This window comes from Hymenobacter sp. GOD-10R, assembly GCF_035609205.1.
In the GTDB taxonomy this organism is placed as follows: domain Bacteria; phylum Bacteroidota; class Bacteroidia; order Cytophagales; family Hymenobacteraceae; genus Hymenobacter.
Genome location: NZ_CP141184.1, coordinates 1083467 through 1106666, shown reverse-complemented (window position 1 = coordinate 1106666; position 23200 = coordinate 1083467). Strand labels below are relative to the sequence as shown.

The window sequence follows — 23200 nt, the reverse complement described above, 5'->3', positions numbered from 1 at the left end:
CTTGAAAAGTCCGAACGTCCTGGTGGCAGTAGGGCGTTCCAAAACCTAGGCAAGAATTGCTGGCCTAACCTGTCCTTAGTACGCAACCGAGTAACTTCAGCCTACCCAAAATAAAAGCGGCGGAAAGTAGAACCATCTACTTTCCGCCGCTTACACAATCGGCCAAAACGTATAGTCTTAGCTAAACAGCTCGCCAGTGGCTGTGTTGCCGCGCAGATGCTGAGGCATGATCTTACCTAGGTGCTCATAGGCGGCTTCCGTGGCTTCGCGGCCGCGTGAAGTACGCTTAAGATAGCCCTCTTGAATCAGGAATGGCTCGTACACTTCCTCGATAGTTTCGGCTTCTTCACCGCAAGCCGTGGCAATGGTGCTGATGCCTACCGGACCACCTTTGAACTTGTCGATGATAGTGGTCAGAATGCGCTTGTCCATGTCGTCGAGGCCGTGGTGGTCGACGTCGAGAGCGTTCAGGGCAAACTGTGCAATATCGACCGTGATGGTACCGGTGCCGCGGATCTGGGCAAAGTCTCGGGTACGGCGCAACAGGTTGTTCGCAATACGCGGCGTGCCACGTGAGCGACGCGCAATTTCAAAGGCAGCATCTTCATAAATCGGCGTGCCTAGGATTTCGGACGAACGCTGCACGATGTCGGTGAGCAGCTTCGAGTCGTAGTACTCTAGGCGGGCATTGATGCCGAAGCGTGCCCGTAGCGGCGAGGTCAGCAAACCGGAACGCGTGGTAGCGCCAATGAGCGTGAAAGGGCTTAAGTTGATTTGCACCGAGCGCGCATTCGGACCCGAATCGAGCATAATGTCGATGCGGTAATCCTCCATGGCCGAGTACAGATACTCCTCTACCACGGGATTCAGGCGGTGAATCTCATCGATGAACAGCACATCGTGCGGATCGAGGTTGGTCAGCAGACCAGCTAGGTCAGAAGGCTTGTCCAACACAGGGCCACTCGTCATCTTGATACCGGCACCTAGCTCGTTGGCAATGATGTGGGAGAGCGTGGTTTTACCGAGGCCGGGAGGCCCGTGCAACAGAACGTGGTCGAGGGCGTCGCCGCGCTGCTTAGCCGCAGCCACGAACACCTTCAAGTTATCTACAATTTTGGCCTGCCCCGCAAAGTCATCAAAGCTTAGCGGACGGAGCGCCTTGTCAATCTCCTTTTCGGAGGGATTCATGTGGTCGTCGCCGCCAGTCAGAAAAGGTTCGCGCATGAGTCTATATTCAGATAAGACGTTGGATAAAGGTAACGCTTTTGCTTAGGAAAAAGCTCCGCTTTTTTAGCAAAAATATCTAGCCAGCTTTATTCAATCAGCTTTTTACTAATTGATTTAGTATTTGCCTTTCGTGGGAGAGGAGAAACATACCATGTTCACTAAACCGTCATGCTGAGCTTGCCGAAGCATCTCGCACGCAATGCTAACTTTCGACGTCAGCAACGAAGCGAGCGAGATGCTTCGACAAGCTCAGCATGACAGCTCATTACATAACGTTCTACTACCTGCACGCGAGATGCTTCCTACCATCAGCAAGGCGTTCTGACGCTTTGTGCATAACATTTAAGGCTGTGCTCGCTCTTTGCGGCTTGATTTCCGACCTTTGCGGCCATGTTTTCCGCTAATAACCCAGAGGCTTCGCTCCGCAACCTACCTGCCGACGCCTATTCGCGCTTAGCGCCATGCTTGTCGTTGCTAGGAATGGCGTGCACGCATTTATTTAGTCATTCGGTTAGTTTGGTAGCTGAGCACGTCACGGCACTTACGGGTCTTGGTGCTGCCGCCGTAGCCGAACTCAACGCCATCGACTCGACGCCGGCCTTACAACGCGTGCTCACCGAACGACCGCTGCGGCTCTACGACTTTGTGGTGACAGGGCAGCTCTGCCTCGAAAGCCCGTTGGCTACGCCAGTGTTGGCATTTGTGCAACACCAAATGCAGATCGACGATGCTCAGCTGCGTGCCCTTGTGGAGTATTGCCAAGCCCTGAGCCAACAGCTACAGCAAGCGCTCGAACAACACTTGGTAGGGCCAAGCGGAGCCGCCGCCCTAGCCCCGCTGCACCGGCGGGCGCAGCAGCTCCGGACGGTATTCGAGCAGAACGCCGACACGCTTCGGCCGCAACGCCCGGCGGTGGTGAGCCTAGGTTTCGATGAAGGCCGCTTGCAGATGTTACGCTTGGCGCTGCTGCTAGTGCAGGAGCTACAGCATACGCAGTCTACGCACCCATTTATTCAAGCCTTGCCGCACCTCACTGCCTTGCCCGCCGCCACCGCCGAAACGCTGACGGAGCGCTTAGGAGCCGTTCACGCCAACGAGCGCCTCGCCCTGACCTTACCAGAGCTGGTTTTACTCTACCAGGCCATGCACGTGTGCGCCCTAGCCTTTGTTTCTGATGTGTTGGGCACCCTCGGTATGGAAGCTGCTTTCTCTCACGCGCAGGCCGATGCTACGCCTTCCGGTGGTAGCAGTCGGCAAGCTGTGGTAGCCCTGATTGTGGGCTTTACGCGGTGGGTAGAGCAAGAATTTGGACAAGAGCCCGCCGTACAAACGGCCCGCCAGGAAATAACGCACCTAGCCGAAACGCTGAGCTAGTCACCGCAATCCTCTTCTTATGTACAGTAAAGCGGAAGTTTCACAGCTGCGCCAAGCCTTTTGGACGACATTCGGCCAATACATGGCGCCCGTGCCCTCGGCCGAAGGCATGCCTACCAATTGGATCAACTACAAAACTGGCCTTAAGCACGTGTATTTTCGAATGCAAGCCGACGGCAAGCGTGCCACCATCGGTATCGAGCTTACCCACCCCGACGCGGGCATTCGGGCGCTGTTCTTCGAACAGTTTTTGGCGTTAAAAACCCTTCTGCACGAGACCCTCGGCGAAACTTGGCAGTGGGAGCCCGAAACTATCGACGCCAACGGGCAGCCGCTAGCCCGCATCTACAAAGCGCTGGAGCCCGTCAACCTGTTCAGCCGCGACGACTGGCCGCAGCTAATATCGTTCTTCAAGCCGCGCATGATAGCGCTAGATGAATTCTGGAGCAATGCCCAGTACGCCTTCGACGAGCTGCGGTAAGGGTTCCGCTACCTAGCACTTGGCCTCTTGCCAGAGCTAGGTAGCGAAAACCGCTATACGCTTTGCGGCTCGATGAGCTCCTTGATGGAATCGTGAAGCATGTGGTGGAGCTGGTTGTACTGGCCCTCGGTGAGCAGCTCTCGTAAGGCGTGCATCACAGCGGAAAAGGCTTTTTGCGCTTCGTCGTCGGAGGGAAAGTCGATGACGTTCGCGCGGTTATTATATGTGCGGATAAAATCCAGCCACTCCTGCCGCGTGCGAATGTTGATGGGTACGGGCCGAATTTTGAACCCATCGAAGTAGATTCCTTTCCAAATAATGGGCAGCTGCGAACCTAGGTGCACGGCCTCTTCGGCCGGAATTCGGTCGCGCAGGGCGTGCAGCACTGCCCGGAAAATACGGCCAGCTTGCTCCCGCTCCATTACGAGGTGCCGGGCTACTGTCTTCAACCAATTATTAGCATCGCGCTGGTAATCATCAAAATTGAGGGACATAACAAAGCTGATTAGGAGACAACAATCATGAAAGCACCTAGCGTGTCTTCTGCGCAATAAGCTGGCAGAACCCGCACGGTAGGCTAGGTCTCTACTTACCCTAGCCCGAGCGTTTAGGTTGTTATCAGATTTTGGCGTTCCCATTAATAGCCTGCGATTTATAGCTCACGCAACGCAGCTCAAGGCACCAGCGCAAACTTGCCCTCCAGCCGAATATCATTCGAAGCGCTACCGATCATCAGGTTAAAGTCGCCGGGCTCGGCTACCCACTCCAGCTGCTGGTTGTAGAAAGCTAGCTTTTCCTTGTTGATGCGGAAGGTGATGGTTTTGTTTTCGCCGGGCTTAAGCAGCACTTTTTGGAAGTCCTTCAACTCCTTTAAAGGCCGCGCGATAGAAGCCACCGGGTCACGCAGATAGAGCTGCACGACTTCCTCGCCCGCTACTTTGCCTGTGTTCGTTAAGGTGCACTGCACCTGAATTGTCTCGGCTGCGGTCAGGGTTGGCCGGCTGATTCTTAGGTCGGCATATTGGAAGGTGGTGTAGCTCAAGCCGTAGCCAAAGGCGTAGCGCGGCGTGTTCAGCTCGTCGATGTAAGCCGACTTGTACTTGATCTGGTCGGGCTTCGTGACGGGGCGGCCGGTGTTGTATTGCGTGTACGGAATCGGAATTTGCCCTACCGAGCGGGGAAAAGACGAGGGTAGCTTTCCGGCGGGGTTGTACTCACCGTAAAGCACATCAGCAAGGGCATTGCCGCCTTCCGAGCCTGGCCACCACGCGTACAGAATAGCATCGGCCGAGTCGGCAATGTCGTTGAAGATCAGCGGCCGACCAGCTAGCAGTACCACCACTACGGGTTTACCAGTTGCTTTCAGGGCTCTAAATAACTCCGCTTGCACGCCCGGCAACTGAATATCGGCGCGTGACTTGGCCTCGCCAGTCATGTCCCAAGTTTCGCCTACGGTCAGCACCACTACGTCGGCCTGACGAGCAGCCTCGACGGCGGCGGCAAAGCCCTGGCGCGAATCGCCCAATACGGAGCATCCTTTGGCGTAGACCACTTGCGTGTTCTTACCGGCTCTTTTCGCCAACCCTTCATAGATCGAGACGATTTCGGTGGTGTCGGCCTGCACCGTCCAGCCCCCATCTAGGTCGCGTTTGGATTGAGCCAGCGGGCCGATGAGCGCAATTTTGCGGAGCTGCTTGCTCAGCGGTAGCGTGCTCTTTTCATTCTTCAGCAGCACCATCGACTTTTGGGCCATCTGCCGGGCGGCCACTCGGTTTTGTGGATCGTTCAGCACCTTTTGCTCGCGCTTCGCATCCGAAAACTTGTATGGGTCATCGAACAGACCTAGCTCGAACTTCACGCGCAGAATCCGGCGTACTGCGTCGTCTACTTGCGCTACGGCTACCTTACCTTCTTTCACGAGCTGCGCGAGGTTTTGATGATAGGCGTCGCTTTCCATATCCATGTCGTTGCCAGCAACAAGAGCCTTCTGGGCGGCGTCTGACAAGTTTTGGGCGTAGCCCCACGGCACCATTTCCCGGATCGAACCCCAATCCGACACAACAAAGCCGGAGAACTTCCATTGGCCCTTCAGGATGTCGCGCTGCAAGTAGCTGTTGCCGGTCGCCGGAATGCCGTTCAACGTGTTGAACGAGTTCATAAAAGTGGCCGCACCGGCATCTACGGCGGCTTTGAAGGGCGGTAGGTACGTTTCCCAGAGCTGCTGCTGACTTAGGTCCACAGCATTATAGTCGCGGCCAGCTATGGCAGCGCCGTAAGCCGCGAAGTGTTTGGCGCAGGCCAGCACGGCGTCGGTGCCACCTAGCTTCTCTCCCTGAAAACCAAGTACCCGCGCCCTGGCAATCTGCGAACCTAGGTACGTGTCCTCCCCGGCGCCTTCCATCACGCGGCCCCAGCGCGGGTCGCGGCCCACGTCCACCATCGGCGCAAACGTCCAGTGAATGCCGGCCGCGGCAGCTTCCTTGGCCGCCACGTGCGCCCCCAGCCGAATAGCATCCATATCCCAAGAAGCTGCTTCGGCCAGCGGAACCGGAAAAACGGTCTTGTAACCGTGAATCACATCGAGGCTGAACAGTAGCGGAATCTTCAAGCGCGACTTCAGGGCCTCGGCTTGAATCTCGCGGGTATCCTTCACGCCTTTCACATTCAACATAGAGCCCACCTGCCCGCTGCGGATGCTGTTGAGCAGGTCATTCTTGCGGTTGCTCGCCGGACCGGTCAGCTCGCGGCCAGAGTATTGGTTTAACTGGCCAACTTTCTCTTCGAGCGTCATCTGTTGCAGCAGGGCCGTCACCTTCTGCTCAATGGTGGCAGAGCTAGGTTGCTGCTGGGCGAAAACAGAGCTACTGGCCGAGAGCAGCAGACAAGAAAGAAGTAGGCATTTAGGAGAAGGCAGGGGCATTTCTGATTGAGTTGTTGAAAGCAAAAAGGACGTCGTTCCGAGTTATGAGAGGAACGACGTCCTTTGATATTCTTACTGCAACGCCTCCACGATACCATCGTAGGCGGGCTTGCGCTGGTAGTTGTCATCGAAGGGCAAGGGCCAGTCGGAGCAGCTGCAAGAGCCTCGAATCCAGGTGTCAGCGTCGCCCACATTCCAAGTCGTGATGCCAAAGCGCTGGGCGGCGGGCAAGGCCTTGAATGCTTGCACGATGGCTTTGTACTTCGCCTTCTGAGCAGCGGCAATTGCGGGCGTAAACGCGAGACCGGCGGTCTTATCGGGGTTCATGGCAATGTCAAGCTCGGCGATGTGCACCTTCAGGCCCGTTTGGGCGGCGGTGTTGATGGCCGTAGCTAGGTTCGAGTCGGCGCGGTTGCTGTTAGTGTGCATTTGCAAGCCAATGCCGTGAATCGGGATGCCGCGGCTTTTGAGGCCATTCACTAGGTTCAGAATAGCGGTGCGCTTCGTCGGACCCCACTCGTGGCCGTAGTCATTATAGAAGAGCAGCGCGGCGGGGTCAGCCTCATGCGCGTACTGGAAGGCTCGGGCAATAAAGTCGGGACCTAGGTGCTGACGCCACACGCTGTTGCGCAGGGTGCCGTTATCCTCGAAGGCTTCGTTCACCACATCCCACGAGGCTACTTTGCCTTTGAAGTGCGTCACGACGGTTTGAATGTGGGTTTTCATCAAGTTTTCCCACGCCGCCGAATCGCCCTGAAAACCTGTTACCCAGCTCGGCAACGACTTATACCACACCAGCGTGTGGCCGTGCACCCGGGCATTGTGCTGCTGGGCGTACGTCACGATGTAGTCGGCGTCGCTCCAAGTGTAGGTCGTCTGGGCAGGATGCAAGGAGGCAAACTTCATGGCGTTTTCGGCTGTCAGACTGTTGTACTCGGTGGCTACCGTCTGCTCGTAGGCGGGCCGGGTTTTCAGCAAACTCACGTTTACTGCCGCCCCCATCGGAAACGGCGCGAGCTGCTTCAAGCCTGTCACAGCGGGCGTGGTCGGGCCGGGGTTATCCTCACCCGTTTGCTGATTGGGGATGCAGTACGTCAGCAGACCTAGGCTGAGCATGCTCAAGAAAAGTTGTGTTTTCATGCGCGGTGGGGTTTTGAGTAGCGCGGACTAGTCCGCGCTACTTGTTGTCGTACTTCTTCGCTTGCTGGCGGTAGTATTCTTGCAGCACATAGAAAGCCTTCTTCTTCTGGCCCGAGCTTGAAATCAAGCCCTTGCGGTTGAAGCCGTTCTGATACACCGGGTGCTGGCGGCGGGTGGCGCGGAAGTCGGTCAGGATCCAGGGTGTCATGCCGCGCAGGTTGCCGATGGTGCTCAGCATTTTGAGCTGGTTCTGGTACAAGGCTTCCTGGTATTCTTCGCTCCAGCGCGTTTCGGCGTCGCCATGGTAGCCGGCTAGGGCATCGCCCCCAAACTCGCTGATCACGACTGGCTTGTTGTACTTGATATTGAAGGTGTACTTCGTGATTTCGCTCGGCTTACCGCCCCAATACCAACCGGCGTACTCGTTGATGCTGGTCAGGTCGAGGTACTCGCCCAAAGGGTCATCCACGATGATGTTGTTTTCTTCGCGGTGCAGCTCCAGAGCAGCCGAAATCATGCGGGTATCGTCCAACTCACGAGCCTTTTTGGCTAGGCTACTCATGAACTTCAGGCGCGGCTCGCTCAGCGGCGTTTCGTTGCCTACCGACCACACCACAATGCCCGCCCGGTTTTTTCCCATCGAAATGAGGTCCGAAAGCTGCGTCTCGGCGTTTTGGTACGTAGCGGGGTTTTGCCACGAAATCGTCCAGTACACCGGCACCTCGGCCCACACCATTAGCCCTAGCTCGTCGGCGAGCTTCAGCATAGTTTCGTTGTGCGGATAGTGGGCCAGGCGCACGAAGTTGCAACCTAGCTCCTTGGCCCAGGTCAGCAGCATGCGCAAGTCGCCCTCGCCGCGGGCCCGACCCGGAATGAGCGGGTTTTCGTCGTGGATAGAAATGCCACGCAAAAAGGTCGGTTTGCCATTGAGCAACACGTCGGCGCCGCGGGTCTGAATCGTGCGGAAGCCGATGCGATCCTGCACGACATCGGAGCCGCTGGCGAGGCTCACGGCATATAGCTTCGGGTTCTGCGGCGACCAGTAGGAGAGCCTCTTCGCGGGGAAGCTGAAGCTAGCTTTTCCCTCGGCATCCGTCTTAAGCTGCTGACGGATTTTGGCTTCGGCAATGTCGAGCGTCACCGTTTGGCCAGCTTTGTTATTCCCACCGAGCTGCACGTAGCCAGTGAGCGTGTTTAGGTTGCCCTTCGCCAGCTGCACCTTGTAATCGGTGATGAAGGTTTCGGGCGTTTCGGCAATGAAAGCGTTGCGCGTGATGCCGCCGTAGTTCCACCAGTCGGTGTTGATGGTCGGTACCTCATCTTGGCGACGGGTGTTGTCAGCCTTCACCACCACGAAGTTGTCGCCGTTAGGGCTGAGCCGGTCCGTGATGTCGTACTGAATTGGCGTGAAGCCGCCCTTGTGCATACCTAGCTTCTTGCCATTCAAATAGATGTGCGACTCGTAGTTGATGGCTCCGAAGTATAGAAAGTAGCGCTTACCGGCCTTAGGCGTCAGATTGAAGCTCTTTTTGTACCAAATGGTGCCTTCGTAGTACAGCAGCTTGGGGTCCTGCGAGTTCCAGTCGCCGGGTACTTGCAACGTGGCCGAGTGGTCGAAGTCGTACTCGATTAGCTCCGGCTCCTGTTTGGAGCTAGGTTTCTGATTGTCGTAATAGCCGCCTTTACCCGATTTCGACTGGTCGAATGGTTCGCGGCGGTAGTCGTAGAAGCCGTTTTCGTAGGGGTCGATGATGTAGTTCCAGTTGCCATCGAGGCTGAGCATGCGCCGCGCCGGCATGTTCTGGATCAAGGTGGATTGCGCTTGTCCTGACTGGCTCGTGGCCAAGCCAAGGACTAGCAACACGGCCGTCAGGGCACGCCGTACAAGTTGGTTTTTCATGAAAGGTGTTGTGGTAGTAAGACAGCGTAATGCTAATCTTATTTCGGATTCGAAGCCTAGACCAATGGCCAGTTTAGCATACCCTCAACCTAGGTTTACAGCGCCTCCTAGTTGTACCCAGGATTTTGGGTCAGAATGGGGTTAGTCTGGATTTCCTGGATGGGCACGGGTTGCAGCAGCTGATACGCCTGAATCTGGATGGCTGCGCCGGTCGTGCCGTTGTTCGGCCGGATGTTGTAGCGGGCAAAAAAGGCATTCATCACGGGAATGGCACGGCCGGTGCGCACCAAGTCGAACCACCGCTGGCCTTCCATATTCAACTCCAAACGCCGCTCATTTTCTATAGCGAGCCGCAAGTCGGCTTGCGAGAGTGTAGTTGCCAGTGAGGGCACGCCGGCCCGCGTGCGCACCCGGTTGACGAATGGCACCGCCTGCGCCGTGGTTCCCTGTTCGTTCAGCGCCTCGGCGTACAGGAGCAGCACATCAGCGTAGCGCAGCACAATCCAGTCGTTTTCCGCATCGAGCGACGAGGTAGGCGTGTCAGCATATTTCTTCGTGTAATACACCGTTTGGCCACCTAGCGGCGTGCTACCGTAAGATGCCGCCGCACGCGTGTCGGCGGTTCCGCTGGCGGTGAAAGCAGCCACCAAGTCGGGATGAATGGTGTTGAACTGATCCGAAGTACCCACGTTGCCCACCAGCGCGGGCGTCACGGCGAAGTAGTTGGCAAACGGGCTGCCCACCCCTAGCCCGCCTTTGCTATAGCGCACCGCAAACAAAATCTCATTGTTCATCTCGTTTGTGATGGAGAAGACGTTGGCGTAGCTCGCTTGCAGGGCGTAGGTGTTGGCGTCAATCACCTGCTTTAGCACCGCAGCAGCTTCGGGGTATTTCTTCTGGGTGAGGTACACCTTGCCAAGCAGCCCCTGCGCCGCGCCCTTCGTAGCCCGACCTAGGTTGGCAGTGGTTTGGGTAACCGGCAGGTTGTCGGCAGCGAAGCGGAGGTCTTCCTCAATTTGGGCGTACACCTGTGCCGCGGCCGTGCGCCCAAACTGATAGGCATTGGGGATGGTGGCAATTTCGCTGGTCACCAGCGGCACATCACCCCAAATCTGAACGGCATTGAAGTAAGAAAGCGCCCGCACAAAACGCACTTCGGCGTAGTAGCGGTTACGGATCGCGGCGGTGAGCTTCACGGCAGGAGCCCGATTCAGCACCACGTTGCAGCGCGCAATCGTTCGGTACGTTACTGTCCACTGGCTTTGCAAGCGCAGGTTGGTGGAAGTGACGGTAAAGAAGTCGAACTCATTGATATTCTGACCCGATATAACGGAAGTACTGTTGTCGGAGGGCACTTCGGCAAACACGAAGAGGCCGTTGTTGGAACCGCTTTTGCCGTACACATCCTGCAGGCCAGCGTAGGCGGCCGTCACCCCGTTCAGGATGCTGAGCGAATCAGTGTAGCCTTCGGTGGTCGGAATGCGGGTGGGGTCATTCAGGTCGATAAACTCCTTGTTGCACGAGGTCGTGCTCAGCAGACCTAGGCCCAGCAGCCCAGCGACACCTAGTTTGGTGAAAAGTTTGGGGAAAGTCATCATGAGAGGCGGCGGGTTAAAAACCAATGTTCACTCCTAGGGTCAGCGTGCGGGCCATGGGGTACGAGCCCTGATCGACGCCGTAGGTCGGCTGGGTGGTATTGCCGTAGTTGTTGGCCTCGGGGTTATAGCCGAAGTACTTGGTGAACGTGTACAGATTCTGGATGCTGGTATACACGTCGGCGTTCTGCAACCCGATCTTCTGCACAAAACCCGTGGGGAGGTTGTAGCGCAGCGTCACGTTACGAATGCGCAAAAACGAAGCATCGAACACGAAGCGCGAGCTAAACTCCCGGATGGAAGGCGACGGGTTAGACGAGGCGCGGGGCTCCATACCGTTACCGGGCTCCTCGGGGGAGCGCCACCGATCCAGCACGTTGGTGCGCGGGTTGGCTTGGCCCGGGAAGTTGTTCACGTACCGGTCGCCGCCGTACAGAATATCATTACCCTGCGAGCCTTGCAGCGTGATAGCCAGCGACAACCGCTTATACCCGAAGGTGTTCAGCAAACCATAGGTGAAGTTGGGAAACGGGTTACCAATGACGCTAATATCCGCGGCGTTGATGATGCCGTCGCCGTTCTTATCGGCATACTTGATGTCGCCGGGTAAGGTGGTGCCGGTCGCAAACTTGGGGCTGTTGTCCACATCGTTCTGGTCACGGTACACGCCCACTTGCTCGTAGCCGTAGAACATGCCTAGCGGCTGCCCTGGCACCACCCGAATCGAGCTGGTGTAGCCAAACACGGCGTCGTATACCAGTTGGTCGTTCTGGCCGGCCAGCGCCATCACGCGGTTGCGGTTAAACGACATATTAGCCGACGTGCTCCAGGTAAAATCCTTGCCTTGGAAGTTCGACGTGTTCAGCTGAAACTCTAGGCCGCGGTTGCGCACCTCGCCCACATTCGCCAACGCCCGCGTCGAGAAGCCCAGCACCGCCGGAATGTTGCGATTCAGCAGCAGGTCGGTGGTATTGCGCTGGTAGGCCGCCACGGTCAGGTATACCCGGTCGCGGAACAAACCTAGGTCGAAGCCCGTGTCGAACTGGGTGTTGGTTTCCCACGTCAGATCCCGGATGGCCACGCCGTTGGGCGAGAAGCCGTACGCCCGGGTGCCCGTGTTGGCGCCAAACACGTAGTTGGCCGCCTGCTGGTAGCTCTGGTACGAGTAGTCACCAATGTTATTATTGCCGGTTACGCCGTAGCTGGCGCGCAGCTTCAGCTCACTCACACTCGGCAGGCGCTTAATAAAGTTCTCCTCCCCCACGCGCCACGCCAACGCCACCGACGGGAACGTAGCGTAGCGATTGTCGGGTCCAAAGCGTGAGGAGCCGTCGGTACGCAGCGCAGCCGTCAGAATGTAGCGTTCCTTGAAGGCATAGTCGACGCGGCCGAACAGGGAAGTCAGTGAGTTAGCGCTATAGCTAGCTTGCCCAAACAGCTGCCCGGCGGCGGTAGCGTACTCTACCGCCGTGTTGGTGTAAGTGCCGGTCTGGCCGAGTACAGTGCTGCCCTCGTTCGTGTTGTACTGCGAAGCGTAGCCCGCCAGCACAGTCACGTTATGATCCTTGGCGAAGGTACGGTTGTAGGTAGCCGTATTTTCCCACACCCAGTTGTAGTTGGTGCTGTTCACCTGCCGGGCGTCAATGTTGTTGAGCACGGGGTTCGAGAGGTTAGCACTCCGCGAGTTGTTGGTGGGAAGCGTGGCGGGCACGTAAATGCCGCGACGGTTGGCAATCAGCTCCGCCCCGAAATTGGTGCGCAGCATCAACCCTTTCACGGGTTCGTATTCCAGAAAGGTGGTGCCTAGCGCCCGCACCGAGCTGGTCCGGTCCTTATATAGGTCTAGGGGCGCCACTGGGTTCAGCAGGTCGCTGATGGTGATAGTGTTAGCAGGAAAAGCGTTGCTGATCAGGCCATAATCGCCATTGGGTAAGCGGGCGGGCACCACGGGTGGCAGAATCAGGGCCGTCGTCACGGCGGCCGTTTCGCCGCCGGGGCCGCCGCCCGAAATGTTGCCGCCGTTGTAGCTCCCCGACACGGGGCGCACGTCGGTGCGCGTGAAGGACGGCGCTAGGTTCAGACCGATCTTGAGCTTCTTGCTGAGCTGCGCATCGTAGTTGGCGCGCAACGAAAACCGCTCGAAGCCCGTGCCCTTCACAATTCCGCTTTGGTCAAAATACGACCCCGCAATGTAGAAGCGCGACTTATCCGAGCCTCCGGAGGCCGAGAGTTGATAGCGCTGCTGCACGCCCGTCTGGAAGATTTCGTCCTGCCAGTCGGTATCAGCTAGGGTATTGCGGTCGACTTGCAGCGGAGCCGGAATAACACGGTTGCCGTTGGTAAAAGCGTCCGTCAGGTAGTCTAGGTATTGGTTGCGGTTGAGCACGTCGATGCGCTTAGCCACTTGCTGAATACCGGTGTTGGCGTTGAAGTTGAAGCGCGTTTTGCCGGCTTGGCCGCGTTTGGTAGTCACAATCACGATGCCGTTGCCGCCGCGCGAACCGTAGATGGCGCACGCCGCCGCATCCTTCAGCACCTGAATGGATTGAATATCGAGGGGCGAAATCTGGTTGAAGTTATCCGCGCTGCCCAGCGGGTAGCCGTCCACCACGTAGAGCGGACTGTTGCCTGCCGAAATCGAACCTAGGCCCCGAATGCGAATCACCGCGCCCGCGCCGGGCTCGCCAGAAGGCTCCGTAATCTGCGCGCCCGCCACCTGACCTACCAGCGCCTCCGCCGGCGAGGCCACGGGCAGCAGCTCCACGTCCTTGGCTGATACGGTAGCAATAGAGGTCGTCAGCAGCTTTTTTTCCTGCACCCCGTAGCCGACTACCACTACTTCGTCCAGCGCTTTTGTGTCTTCGGCGAGCGTGACACTTATAGTACTAGTAGCTCCTGCGACTGGCACTTCTTTGCGCGTGTATCCTACGAAGCTGAATACCAAGACGCTATTTTCCGGTGCGTTGATGGAGAAGCTGCCGTCTGGTCCGGTGCCGGTGCCAATGGTGGTGCCTTTTACTACCACCGTTACGCCTGGCAGCCCCTCTCCTTTCGCATCCACCACCCGCCCCGATACGGGTACATCGGCGGTAGTTTTGCTGCTGCCAGGCTGACTGAGGATGATGCGATTATTGCGCACTTCATATTGAATTTTGCGCGGAGCAAGCAGTTCATCCAACACTTGCGTGAGTGGCTTTTCGGCTACTTGCAACGTCACACGGCGGTCGGAGCCGATGAGCGACGGGCTATACACGAAGCGCACGTTGAGCTGTTTTTCGAGCTGATTAAGTACCGACTCAATCGTTTGCGCCTCTGCTTTAAACGAAACTTTTCGCTCCAGTAGCACCTGCGAAAGCACCGGTCCGGGCGCGGCTACGCTAGCAGCGAGCGGAGTAGCTAGGGTTAAACTCAGCGCAACTAATCTGATGGGGTACCAGCGTCGAGAGAAAGGTACGCGGTTGTTCATAGGCCGAAATCGTTTGCAGTGGGAATAGAACAGGTTAGGGAAGAGCAATAAGAAACCTAGCACGCTCGCAAAAGCGTGTTATCGGATGGCAGATGGTTGGCTTCCTAGCAGCGGCTAGCTTGCCGTTGGGCGGGAGGCGGCGCTAGTAAAAGCTAGCTACCGGTGGATAATTGAACTAGGATTTAGCTGGCTGTTTGCAGCCCGTACTCTCAAAGATTATTTGCGCGTCATCCGCTCGTTTATAGCTCGCATTCAAGGCTTTGCAAAGAATATCAAGCTGTTCAAACAAGGGCTCATTCTCGAAAGCAATGGTAATGGTGCAGTCGCGGAGTTTGATGGGGTCGTACACGATGTTCACCCCGTATACCCTTTCCAAGGCGGCCAGCACCTCCGCCACGGGGCGCTTCTTGAAGTCGAGTGGCTGCGGCGTCAGCGGTGTCGGTTTTGCGACAAGCTCTTTGTCAAGTCGCTCATTCCTAGCTAGGTATACTGCCTGCTGATTGGGCAGAAGTACGACCCCTTTGAAGCTAGGTTGCGCGGGCGTGGCATCCAGCTGAGCGCCCTTGCGGGGCTGCACGGCTACGCGTCCTTCGCGCACGGCTACCCTGGCTTCTTGATTGGCATAAGCCGTTACCAGAAAACTCGTGCCTAGCACCGTCGTCAGAACCTTGTCGGTGTACACTAGAAATGGGCGGGACGGGTTTTTGGTCACCTTAAAGAAGGCTTGCCCTGTGAGATATACTTCGCGACGAGCACCAGCCAAGCCCTCCTTGTATTGCAAGCGGCTACCAGGGTACAACGTCACGCGGCTGCCGTCGTGAAGCGTGAGTTCTTGTTCACGTTCAAGGTTATTCACCTGCCGCACCCATTTCGCAGAAGCTAGGTCGGCCGCACGTTGGCTGCGCTGGAGCAGCCACCAACCCAGCCCGAGGCTAAGTACCAAGATGGCGGCGGCCGCCCACCGGCTCGCCTGCCCCTGCCAGAAAGAAAGTGGCCGCGACACGACCGGCATTTCCTGAACAGGTGCCACCAACTCTTCGTCGGCGGTGAGTTGCATGATGCGTTGCCACATGGCGGTCCGCACTTCTTCGTGCAGGCTGCGGTCGAGCACCAGGTTTTCTTCCTGCCCAAGCTGCTGGCTCCACTTTTCCACCAGCTGCCGCTCACCCGGTTGGCTATTGCCGTCGAGGTAGCGCTGGAGCAAGGCTTCAAATTCAGCTTGGGTCATCATACAGGAGACAGAAAGGCTTCTATAGAGGAAGACGCGCAACCGCTAGCAACCCCTAAACTCCTGGTAAACTTTTTTCAGACTTTCTTTTCTAAACCTAGCTTTCAGTCACCCAAACACTTTACGATCAATCAGTTGAATATCTAATAAAATAATTGATCAACGCACAAGTTTTATCAAACAAACAGGAACAACGCCGCTACCAGTGTGAAGTCGCGCAGGTAAACGCGCAGTAGCTTCAGAGATTTGGTAAGGTGATATTCCACTGCTTTAGACGACAGATTCAGCTTCAGCGCAATTTCTGCGACTGGCACGTGCTCCAACCGGCTCAGGCGAAAAATCTCGCGCGACTGCTCAGGCAATTGCAGCAAGGCTTTGGCAAATGCTTCCGACAGATCAGAAGCGGCCAGAACGTGTTCCGTTTCCTGACTCGCCTCACTTTGGTTACGGCGGCAGTAGTCGGCGTAAGCGGCGCGCACCTGATGGGCGCGTAAGTATCCAATAACCCGGCGGTTGATGGCGGCCAGCAGGTAGTACTCTAGCTGCTGAATAGCGTGCTCGGCCCGCTTGTGCCAGAGGGTAGCAAACAGATCCTGCACCAGCTCCTCGGCTATTTCCCGTGACTTCAACTTCCGGTAGGCCACCGCAAACACGCGGTACCAATAACGCTCATACAGCTCGGCGAAAGCAGTTCGGTCGTCGGCTACCAGCGCTTGGAGCAAGGCGTCGTCGGTCCAGGAGATATACGTTCGCGGGGGTAAAGAATTCACTGAGCGACTACGGTGCGGAATATTGAAAAGAGGAGCTTCTAGTAAATATACAAGCGCGTAGCTACAAACTATCAGCAAAAGGCTACGTGCTATTTACTGTATTTACCGACGACAAACGGGCAAAACCTACCTCGCCTAGGTTTGCTAGGTTGAGCAACAGAGCCCTGCAAAAAAGCACAAACCGCACTAGCATCGTTGCCAGTGCGGTTTGTGCAGTATAGTAACGCTAGGCCGCTGTTGCGCTATACCTAGCTTTCTGATGTGAGCTACCTGTTATTCGCCGGTAGAAGGATAGCTTACTCTTGGTTGCCGCTGCGGCTCCCTTTGTGGCCGCTCTCGCCATGGTCGCCGCGCGGCCCACTCGCCTGGTGCGACGATTGAGCGCTCGGTGTATTCAGATGCGGCTGCTTGCTCTGGCCACCGCCTTGAGTTCCAGTATCACTGGGGCTAGCAGTTTTGTCGCCAACGGCGCCGCCGGGTCCGTTGTTGTTGGAGCCAGAGCCCGTCACGACAGTAGCCACCCCATCGGAAGTACCGTCGTCGCCGGTGGTGCTAAAATCCTGGTTGCCATCCCCGTCGCGGGTGCGCTCATGGTGTGACCTAGGGTCGTTGCGGTCGGGCTGAATACGCGACTCAGGCGTCTCGTGGTAGTCTTGGTTGGCTTGTGCGCGGCGCTCCTGGCGGCGCGATTCTGCATTTTCGTGTTCCGGTTGCTGATCGTTGGTTGCCATAGCTCATGGGTGGTTGGTGGAGCTACTTTATACGGCAATCAGCCTATGCAAGCCAGTTTGAAACAGTACAGATTTTTGGGCTATGTAGCTGACAAACATACTGTTCAGCTTTCATAGCCTTCACAAATCCAGCTTACCTAGGCTGCGTTATGAAGTTGCACGCCGGCGGTTTGGAGCACTACCTGAAAGGGCACGCATTGGGCCGTCATGCAGCCGCTGCTCACCAGCGGGTCGGCGTTCATAACAGCTTCAGCCATCGCCGATGATTCGGCCTCGAATAGTACTAAGCCAAAATTGGCCTGCCCGCCCACTCCGGCGAGTTTGAGCAACTGGCCAACTTGCAGGCGTTGCAAATGCCGAAAATGAGCGGCTAAAATATCGGCTTCCGCCTGCGCGGCTTCTGGGCAAGAAAGGGTACCACCAACAGGCAGGAGTAAATAAGCGTAGAGTGACATGAGAGATTATACTAGATAGGATTCTGTTTTCTTAAGACCAGAGCTGCTGATCTAGGCCTATCAGAAACACAGGACATGCCACTATCCCAAAACATATAATTTTTACTATACAATGTAAGCAAGATACTATTCTGCCTGTTTTTCGTTGTTGATTGCACGCTCGATCCGCCCGCCCCAAATCAATATGAAACTTGGTAGATCCAATACTTGGAAAACTAGCTGTGGCTATTGGCGCTTCGCCTAGCTTCGTACGCCTACCTGCGCCACCAATAGTGTATTATTAGTCGAAGCTCCTGCTGTTATTCTCTTCATCTCAACTTCTCTCCTGCTTCATGCTAAAACTGCTTTCCGCAACCAGCCTGTTCTTGTTAATTGGTGCTTCTAGCTATGCTCAGAAAGCTTTTACTTCACAGTACGTTATGTTGGTACGTGAGCTAGATAACGAAGCCATATCTGGGCCGAAGCCTTCCTTAACGCTTATCGAGCCGAATGGCTCCTTTACAACCATAGAGTTGCCGAAGCTCGTCGTATCCAGCATTTCCAAGAAAGATCTCAGCGCCACACTCGCGCAAGGCCGGGCCGATTCAACTTCTACTCTGGTACGCCGCACGCGTTACCTCCGCAACTACATTTACCAAGCAGAAGTGAAAAAGCTTAACGAGCTAGGTACCCAGGGCTGGGTATTGGTTAACACGTTACAGGAAGGCAGCATTGTCCGGTACTTGCTGCGGAAGGAGACGCCGAGCCAGCAATAGAGCAAGTACTTACTTACTTACTTACTGCTGCTCACCCATGAGCAGCACTTCCATTTCCAGGTAGAGCCACTCGTCTTCCCACGCTTTGTGCGTGAGGCGCCCACCTAGCTTAAACCCAGCATCAAGCAGCCGGGCAACGGTTTCGTTGCGACCTTCGGGCAGGTAGCCTAGCCACATGGCGTTAGAGTCGGCGGTGTACACGCGCACGGCCCAGTCATCGTAGGTGCTATCGGCCTCGCGGGCTAACGTGAGGGCTTGACCCAGTTGTAGGTTTGGCTCGTAAGACTTCAAGCCCTCACGGTGCGAGGTGCCCGCTATCAGACATTCGAGTAGAACTAAAGAAGAGGCGGAAGGCGTGGCAGCCATAGCAATGTGTCTAAAAAAGCTAGGTTAGAAATCAGTGGCTAATATATACGATAGGTGGTGTGATTAGCGCGTTAATCGTGGTATGCTATCAATATCGCCTCCAGCTTACGCCATACCTTACCCTTTCGGCTATAGATGCACAGCTCTTCCCGGCCACCAGGCAACCCAATGTTGATAACAGCTTGTTTGTGATTTTCAGACAGCAGTGGACAGGATATCTTATATAAATCCCTGCTGCCGTATTGCTTTACCAAGGTATCTCGCACCCGATATTCTATAAAATCGGCTACTGGTAATTCTATATGCTTGCTTACACGTTTACGCAAAGCCGTAAGTGTATCAAATGCTATTATCTTCACTCCTTTTGAATGAAGTTTCGTTTGATCAAACTTAAACTTCATGGCGTCTGGCAGTTGCTGACGCATATAAGCTAGGTCAGCCAGTGATAAGTAGTTAAGCAGCGACGTTCTAATGAATTCATAGCTCCGATTTTCAATCTTTAGCGTCCGATACGAATCATAGCCTGGGTAGATGTGATCCAATACAAGCATAGTTGCAGCTATACTATCATTAGCTACACGTGGCTTGTGCTCTACATGTACCTGGCTTTTTGCTTGCTTTTGCAAGTAGTGAAGTAATTGCTGCCGATAATCGTCCAAAACTGACTCTGCCAGTTGATAAACCAACTTTTCGGGTATCCGCTGGCCCACACACGAACTACCATGCTTAAGGAGAAATACTAGCAAGCAAAGCAGATAAACCTTCATAGCCATTACATAAAATAAAGCGGCTGCTCCAACTAGGTAGAGCAGCCGCTTCAGTGGTACACAAATCTACTTAAACGCCTGAATACCCGTAATATCTGCACCCGTAATGAGCAGGTGGATATCGTGCGTGCCTTCGTAGGTGATGACCGATTCTAGGTTCATCATGTGGCGCATAATGGGGTACTCGCCGGTGATGCCCATCCCGCCGTGGATCTGGCGGGCTTCGCGGGCTACTTCTAGCGCCATGGCTACCGAGTTGCGCTTGGCCATGCTGATTTGGGCGCTGGTGGCTTTGCCTTCGTTTTTGAGGGTACCTAGGCGCCACGCCATCAGTTGAGCCTTTGTGATTTCGGTAATCATCTCGGCTAGCTTGCGCTGCTGAAGCTGGTAGCTGGCAATGGGCTTACCGAACTGTTCGCGCTGCAAGCTGTACTTCAGCGCCGATTCGTAGCAGTCGATGGCGGCACCGATAGCGCCCCAGGCAATACCGTAGCGCGCCGAGTCGAGGCAGGAAAGTGGACCGCGCAAGCCTTCTACGTTGGGTAGCACGTTCTCCTTGGGGATACGCACGTTGTCGAACACCAGCTCGCCGGTAATGCTGGCGCGCAGGCTCCACTTGTTGTGGATTTCGGGCGTGGTAAAGCCTTCCATGCCGCGCTCCACAATCACACCTTTGATGCGGCCTTCCTCGTTTTTGGCCCACACCACTGCCACTTGGCACTCGGGCGAATTTGAAATCCAAAGCTTGGCGCCGTTCAACAGGTAGTAGTCGCCTTTGTCTTCCAACTTGGTCACCATGCCGCTGGGGTTGGAGCCGTGGTCAGGTTCGGTAAGGCCAAAGCAGCCAAGCCATTCGCCAGAAGCTAGCTTAGGCAAGAACTTGCGGCGCTGCTCCTCCGAGCCGTATTGGTAGATCGGGAACATCACCAGCGAGCCTTGCACCGAAGCCGTGGAGCGCATACCAGAGTCACCGCGCTCGATTTCCTGCATGATGAGGCCATAGCTAATGTAGTCGAGGCCACCGCCGCCGTACTCCGTCGGGATGGTTGGACCAAAGGCCCCTACCTCCCCAAACTTGCGCACGATTTCCGAAGGGAAATGCGTCTCCTGCGCCCACCGCTCGATGTTCGGTGAAATCTCTTTCTTCACAAAATCGCGCATGCTCTGGCGGATGAGCTTATGCTCTTCGGTCAATAAACCATCGAGGTCGAAATAATCGGTGAAGCCGGCGGCGTTAGTCGAGCCGCGTTGCGCGCTGTGTGCTTTGGCGTTCGGAGAGAGAATATCGGCTTGGGAAGACATAGCAAAGTAGTTAGGGGTGGTTTTCAAAGATAGGAAGTTACCAGAGCTAGGTCGAACAGATCGAAATAAAAACGCCTGTCATCCTGACGCGGGAAGGACCTTACCACGTCAGAACGAAGTCGTAACAACGGTTCGTTCAAATGTGATAAGGTCCTTCCCGCGTCAGGATGACAGACGGGTTTAAACGTTGTTTTTCGAGCGTTAAAACTTCACACCGACGGAAGCCAGCACGTTGCGCGTAGCTTGCGGGAAATACCAGTTGAAGGTATCGAGGCCGCCGCTGGCACCTAGGTAGCTGTAGGTGTAGCCGTTAGCGACGTACTTGCGATTCAGCACGTTATTCACTAGCAGACCTAGCTCAATCTCCTTCACGAACGTGGGATGAATCGAGTAGCGCACCCGAAAATCCATTACCTGGTAGGGCATGATGCGGCGGCCATAGTTGGCCGAATTGTCGAGGTACTGGCGGCTAACGGTTTTGTAAAGCAGTGCCACACGCAAACCTTTCAGCGGCTGTCCTTCCAACGTGTGCGCCGAAACCACCGAGGGCGAGTACGAAATAGTAGAGGTGCGGGCCTCCGCTACTACAGGATTATAATCAGCATCATACGTTACGTCGCGGTAGCCTAGGATGCGGTTACGGCTCACCGTGATGGTACTGCTCAGGCTGATTTTGTCATTGGCCGAAGCAGAGCCTGTTAGCTCTAAGCCCGTGCGGTAGCTGCGTGCCACGTTGGTCCGCAGGGCCGTGCCTACGTCGTTGAGCTGGCCCGTGGCTACTAGCTGGTTGCGATAGTGCATGTAGAAGTAATTGGCCTCCAAACGCAACGCTGTGCGCTGACCTAGCAGGTTTGCATCAGACCTATTGAGGCGGTAACCGGCTTCGAAGTCGTTTAGGCGCTCGGCTTTGGCAGTTTGGTCGCCGGCGGGGCGGTCGGTAAAGTCGGCGCGGATGGGCTCACGCTGGCCCACGGCGAAGCTGGCGTAGAGCTGCTGCCCCTCGGCCAACGCATAGGTTGCACCGGCTTTGGGATTGAAGAACGTGTAGCGGGCGCGGGTCGTCACGTCGTTCTGGTCATCCTCGATGCCGTTGATGTTGTACGTGATGTGGCGCACCTGCACGTCGCCGTACACACCTAGCTTGGGCAGCACCTGCCACGTGGCGCGGGCGTAGGCGTTGTAGTCGGTTTTAGTAGCGTCGTTGAAGTAGTAGCGGTGGCGGATGTTGCCGTTAGAAGCGTACTGCGCCCAAATCACCTCGCCGTAGTGGTCGTTGTCGAAGCGGTTCCAAGCGCCGCCGAAGGTTGCTTGCAGCTTGTCGTTGTCGCGGGGTTGGTAGTTGAGCGCGAAGGTGCCACCGTAGAAGTAGTTATCGAGCCACTTGCGGTCAATGAGGTTGGTGCGCGTGATGGTGTCGCCGCCGATAACCACATTAGCTAGGTTATAAGCCGAAAAACGCCGATTCGTGCGGTAGTTTTCGTAGTAGCCGAAGCCCCGCGTAAGGTGCAGCGCGGCTCCAATATTCCAATTCTCTCCTAGCCCCTGCGAAAGGTGCAGTTGATAGTGATTCTGCTGGTAGTTATCGGTTTGGTTATCGTAGGTGTAGTAGCTGTAGCGCCGGCCTTCTTGCAGCACCCGCGCCGCGTCGGCCTCGCTCAACTCGCCGTTGTCGATGTAGTTCTGCAACAGCGCCCGGTTGCCGGTGATGGCAGGCTCGGGCACGCCGTTCCAGGCCTGATAGGTTTTCTCGCGGCCTGAGAAGGTGATAAACTTCAGCAGCGTGTTCTTGGCCTGATAGCCGGCTGAGAAATAGTAGGACTTTAGATCCGAGGAACCTCGGTTCATGTAGCCATCCGAAGCCACGCGCGACAAACGCCCATCGACCATGAAGTGCCCGCCGAGCAATCCCGTTCCGAACGACACGTTGTTGCGCCACGTGTTATAGGAGCCGTAGGTGTTCTGGGTTTCGGCGTAGGCCTCGCGGCGCACATCGAGGGTCGAGATATTGATGCTGGCGCCAAACGCCGCGCCGCCGTTCTGGCTGGTACCTACGCCGCGCTGCACTTGCAAGCTGTTCACCGACGAAGCTAGGTCGGGCAGGTTCACGAGGAAGGAACCGTGCGACTCGGGGTCGTTCAACGGCACCCCGTTGATGGTCATGTTGATGCCCGTGTTGCTCGTGCCTCGAATGCGAATATCCGTGTAGCCCACGCCCGCGCCGGCGTCGGAGTTTACCACCACCGATGGCGTTTGGTCGAGCAGGTAAGGTAGATCTTGGCCGAAGTTGCGCTTGGCTAGGTCTTGGCGGCTGAGGTTGGTGTAAGCGGTAGCGGTGCGCTCGTTGGCACGCGAGGCCGTCACGAGGGCTTCGCCGGTCAGCACCCCGCTTGGCTGTAGGCTGAGCGTGAGTTGTTGAGCCGTGGGCTGGCCTTCAATACGGCGGACAAGGGCTTGGTACCCGATGAAGGTGATACGCAGTTCGTGCGGGCCAGCGGGTACGCTAGGTACCGTAAAAGCCCCATTAGCATCCGCAGCTGTGGAAACGGGTGCGCCATCTAGCAGCACAGTAGCGCCCGGCAACGTGGCACCCGTACGAGCGTCTGTCACGGAGCCCGACACGGGTCCTTGTGCCCAAGTCGAAAGCGGTAGCGCCAGAAGCGCCGCGCCCGAAAGGAAGAAGTGTTTCAAGAAGAACTTGATAAGGTAGAACGAACCCAGCGCCA

General features: G+C 56.2%; 18 protein-coding genes. 3 read left to right on the top strand and 15 right to left on the bottom strand.

Annotated elements, in window-relative coordinates:
* Positions 1 to 177: 177 nt before the first annotated feature.
* Positions 178 to 1224, bottom strand: coding sequence for a Holliday junction branch migration DNA helicase RuvB (ruvB, locus tag SD425_RS04615; RefSeq protein ID WP_324675886.1), 1047 nt, complete (start codon positions 1222 to 1224; stop codon positions 178 to 180).
* A 393-nt stretch (positions 1225 to 1617) separates the two neighbouring features.
* On the opposite strand from ruvB, the gene SD425_RS04610 reads away from it, so the two are divergent.
* Positions 1618 to 2601, top strand: coding sequence for a hypothetical protein (locus tag SD425_RS04610; RefSeq protein WP_324675884.1), 984 nt, complete (start codon positions 1618 to 1620; stop codon positions 2599 to 2601).
* A gap of 19 nt (positions 2602 to 2620) precedes the next feature.
* The gene (locus SD425_RS04605) at positions 2621 to 3082 is read left to right on the top strand and encodes a DUF4268 domain-containing protein (RefSeq protein ID WP_324675882.1); all 462 of its coding nucleotides are present in this window, start codon (positions 2621 to 2623) and stop codon (positions 3080 to 3082) included.
* A 53-nt stretch (positions 3083 to 3135) separates the two neighbouring features.
* Here SD425_RS04605 and SD425_RS04600 read toward each other — a convergent pair whose 3' ends face one another.
* The 10 genes from SD425_RS04600 to SD425_RS04555 form a co-directional block, all read right to left on the bottom strand.
* Complete coding sequence (locus SD425_RS04600) at positions 3136 to 3576, bottom strand: DUF2267 domain-containing protein (RefSeq protein WP_324675880.1); 441 nt, start codon at positions 3574 to 3576, stop codon at positions 3136 to 3138.
* Between the two features lie 179 nt (positions 3577 to 3755).
* Positions 3756 to 6002, bottom strand: a complete 2247-nt coding sequence (locus SD425_RS04595) for a glycoside hydrolase family 3 N-terminal domain-containing protein (RefSeq protein ID WP_324675878.1) — start codon at positions 6000 to 6002, stop codon at positions 3756 to 3758.
* A gap of 72 nt (positions 6003 to 6074) precedes the next feature.
* Positions 6075 to 7142, bottom strand: coding sequence for an endo-1,4-beta-xylanase (locus SD425_RS04590; protein ID WP_324675875.1), 1068 nt, complete (start codon positions 7140 to 7142; stop codon positions 6075 to 6077).
* Positions 7143 to 7179: 37 nt separating this feature from the next.
* Positions 7180 to 9042 (bottom strand): glycoside hydrolase family 2 protein, encoded by a 1863-nt coding sequence (locus SD425_RS04585; RefSeq protein WP_324675873.1) that lies wholly within the window; start codon positions 9040 to 9042, stop codon positions 7180 to 7182.
* 107 nt (positions 9043 to 9149) lie between these two features.
* Positions 9150 to 10640 (bottom strand): RagB/SusD family nutrient uptake outer membrane protein, encoded by a 1491-nt coding sequence (locus tag SD425_RS04580; protein ID WP_324675871.1) that lies wholly within the window; start codon positions 10638 to 10640, stop codon positions 9150 to 9152.
* 13 nt (positions 10641 to 10653) lie between these two features.
* On the bottom strand, positions 10654 to 14103 hold the full coding sequence (locus SD425_RS04575; protein ID WP_324675869.1) for a TonB-dependent receptor: 3450 nt from the start codon (positions 14101 to 14103) through the stop codon (positions 10654 to 10656).
* Positions 14104 to 14278: 175 nt separating this feature from the next.
* Positions 14279 to 15334 (bottom strand): FecR family protein, encoded by a 1056-nt coding sequence (locus SD425_RS04570; RefSeq protein WP_324675867.1) that lies wholly within the window; start codon positions 15332 to 15334, stop codon positions 14279 to 14281.
* 173 nt (positions 15335 to 15507) lie between these two features.
* Positions 15508 to 16101 carry an RNA polymerase sigma-70 factor gene (locus SD425_RS04565; RefSeq protein WP_324675865.1) on the bottom strand — a complete coding sequence of 198 codons (594 nt, stop codon included), beginning with the start codon at positions 16099 to 16101 and terminating at the stop codon, positions 15508 to 15510.
* A gap of 296 nt (positions 16102 to 16397) precedes the next feature.
* A complete protein-coding gene (locus SD425_RS04560; RefSeq protein WP_324675863.1) occupies positions 16398 to 16832 on the bottom strand; it encodes a hypothetical protein in 435 nt (144 codons plus the stop codon).
* A 137-nt stretch (positions 16833 to 16969) separates the two neighbouring features.
* A complete protein-coding gene (locus SD425_RS04555) occupies positions 16970 to 17287 on the bottom strand; it encodes a YciI family protein (protein WP_324675861.1) in 318 nt (105 codons plus the stop codon).
* Between the two features lie 332 nt (positions 17288 to 17619).
* Here SD425_RS04555 and SD425_RS04550 point away from each other — a divergent pair, with 332 nt between their 5' ends.
* On the top strand, positions 17620 to 18042 hold the full coding sequence (locus tag SD425_RS04550) for a hypothetical protein (RefSeq protein ID WP_324675859.1): 423 nt from the start codon (positions 17620 to 17622) through the stop codon (positions 18040 to 18042).
* A gap of 21 nt (positions 18043 to 18063) precedes the next feature.
* Here SD425_RS04550 and SD425_RS04545 read toward each other — a convergent pair whose 3' ends face one another.
* From SD425_RS04545 to SD425_RS04530, 4 genes are all read right to left on the bottom strand, one after another.
* The gene (locus SD425_RS04545; protein ID WP_324675857.1) at positions 18064 to 18408 is read right to left on the bottom strand and encodes an HIRAN domain-containing protein; all 345 of its coding nucleotides are present in this window, start codon (positions 18406 to 18408) and stop codon (positions 18064 to 18066) included.
* 71 nt (positions 18409 to 18479) lie between these two features.
* Positions 18480 to 19175 (bottom strand): hypothetical protein, encoded by a 696-nt coding sequence (locus SD425_RS04540; protein ID WP_324675855.1) that lies wholly within the window; start codon positions 19173 to 19175, stop codon positions 18480 to 18482.
* 66 nt (positions 19176 to 19241) lie between these two features.
* Positions 19242 to 20477, bottom strand: a complete 1236-nt coding sequence (locus tag SD425_RS04535; RefSeq protein WP_324675853.1) for an acyl-CoA dehydrogenase family protein — start codon at positions 20475 to 20477, stop codon at positions 19242 to 19244.
* Between the two features lie 201 nt (positions 20478 to 20678).
* Positions 20679 to 23165, bottom strand: a complete 2487-nt coding sequence (locus SD425_RS04530) for a TonB-dependent receptor (protein WP_324675851.1) — start codon at positions 23163 to 23165, stop codon at positions 20679 to 20681.
* Between the last annotated feature and the right edge of the window lie 35 nt (positions 23166 to 23200).

Bases quoted from the DNA above. Each gene is read 5' to 3' on its own strand.
- SD425_RS04550 (WP_324675859.1), top strand. From the start codon at position 17,620: ATGCTAAAACTGCTTTCCGCAACCAGCCTGTTCTTGTTAATTGGTGCT.
- SD425_RS04535 (WP_324675853.1), bottom strand. From the start codon at position 20,477: ATGTCTTCCCAAGCCGATATTCTCTCTCCGAACGCCAAAGCACACAGC.
- ruvB (WP_324675886.1), bottom strand. From the start codon at position 1,224: ATGCGCGAACCTTTTCTGACTGGCGGCGACGACCACATGAATCCCTCC.
- SD425_RS04590 (WP_324675875.1), bottom strand. From the start codon at position 7,142: ATGAAAACACAACTTTTCTTGAGCATGCTCAGCCTAGGTCTGCTGACG.
- SD425_RS04610 (WP_324675884.1), top strand. From the start codon at position 1,618: ATGTTTTCCGCTAATAACCCAGAGGCTTCGCTCCGCAACCTACCTGCC.
- SD425_RS04580 (WP_324675871.1), bottom strand. From the start codon at position 10,640: ATGATGACTTTCCCCAAACTTTTCACCAAACTAGGTGTCGCTGGGCTG.
- SD425_RS04540 (WP_324675855.1), bottom strand. From the start codon at position 19,175: ATGAAGGTTTATCTGCTTTGCTTGCTAGTATTTCTCCTTAAGCATGGT.
- SD425_RS04555 (WP_324675861.1), bottom strand. From the start codon at position 17,287: ATGTCACTCTACGCTTATTTACTCCTGCCTGTTGGTGGTACCCTTTCT.
- SD425_RS04605 (WP_324675882.1), top strand. From the start codon at position 2,621: ATGTACAGTAAAGCGGAAGTTTCACAGCTGCGCCAAGCCTTTTGGACG.
- SD425_RS04575 (WP_324675869.1), bottom strand. From the start codon at position 14,103: ATGAACAACCGCGTACCTTTCTCTCGACGCTGGTACCCCATCAGATTA.
- SD425_RS04595 (WP_324675878.1), bottom strand. From the start codon at position 6,002: ATGCCCCTGCCTTCTCCTAAATGCCTACTTCTTTCTTGTCTGCTGCTC.
- SD425_RS04600 (WP_324675880.1), bottom strand. From the start codon at position 3,576: ATGTCCCTCAATTTTGATGATTACCAGCGCGATGCTAATAATTGGTTG.
- SD425_RS04545 (WP_324675857.1), bottom strand. From the start codon at position 18,408: ATGGCTGCCACGCCTTCCGCCTCTTCTTTAGTTCTACTCGAATGTCTG.
- SD425_RS04570 (WP_324675867.1), bottom strand. From the start codon at position 15,334: ATGATGACCCAAGCTGAATTTGAAGCCTTGCTCCAGCGCTACCTCGAC.
- SD425_RS04585 (WP_324675873.1), bottom strand. From the start codon at position 9,042: ATGAAAAACCAACTTGTACGGCGTGCCCTGACGGCCGTGTTGCTAGTC.
- SD425_RS04560 (WP_324675863.1), bottom strand. From the start codon at position 16,832: ATGGCAACCAACGATCAGCAACCGGAACACGAAAATGCAGAATCGCGC.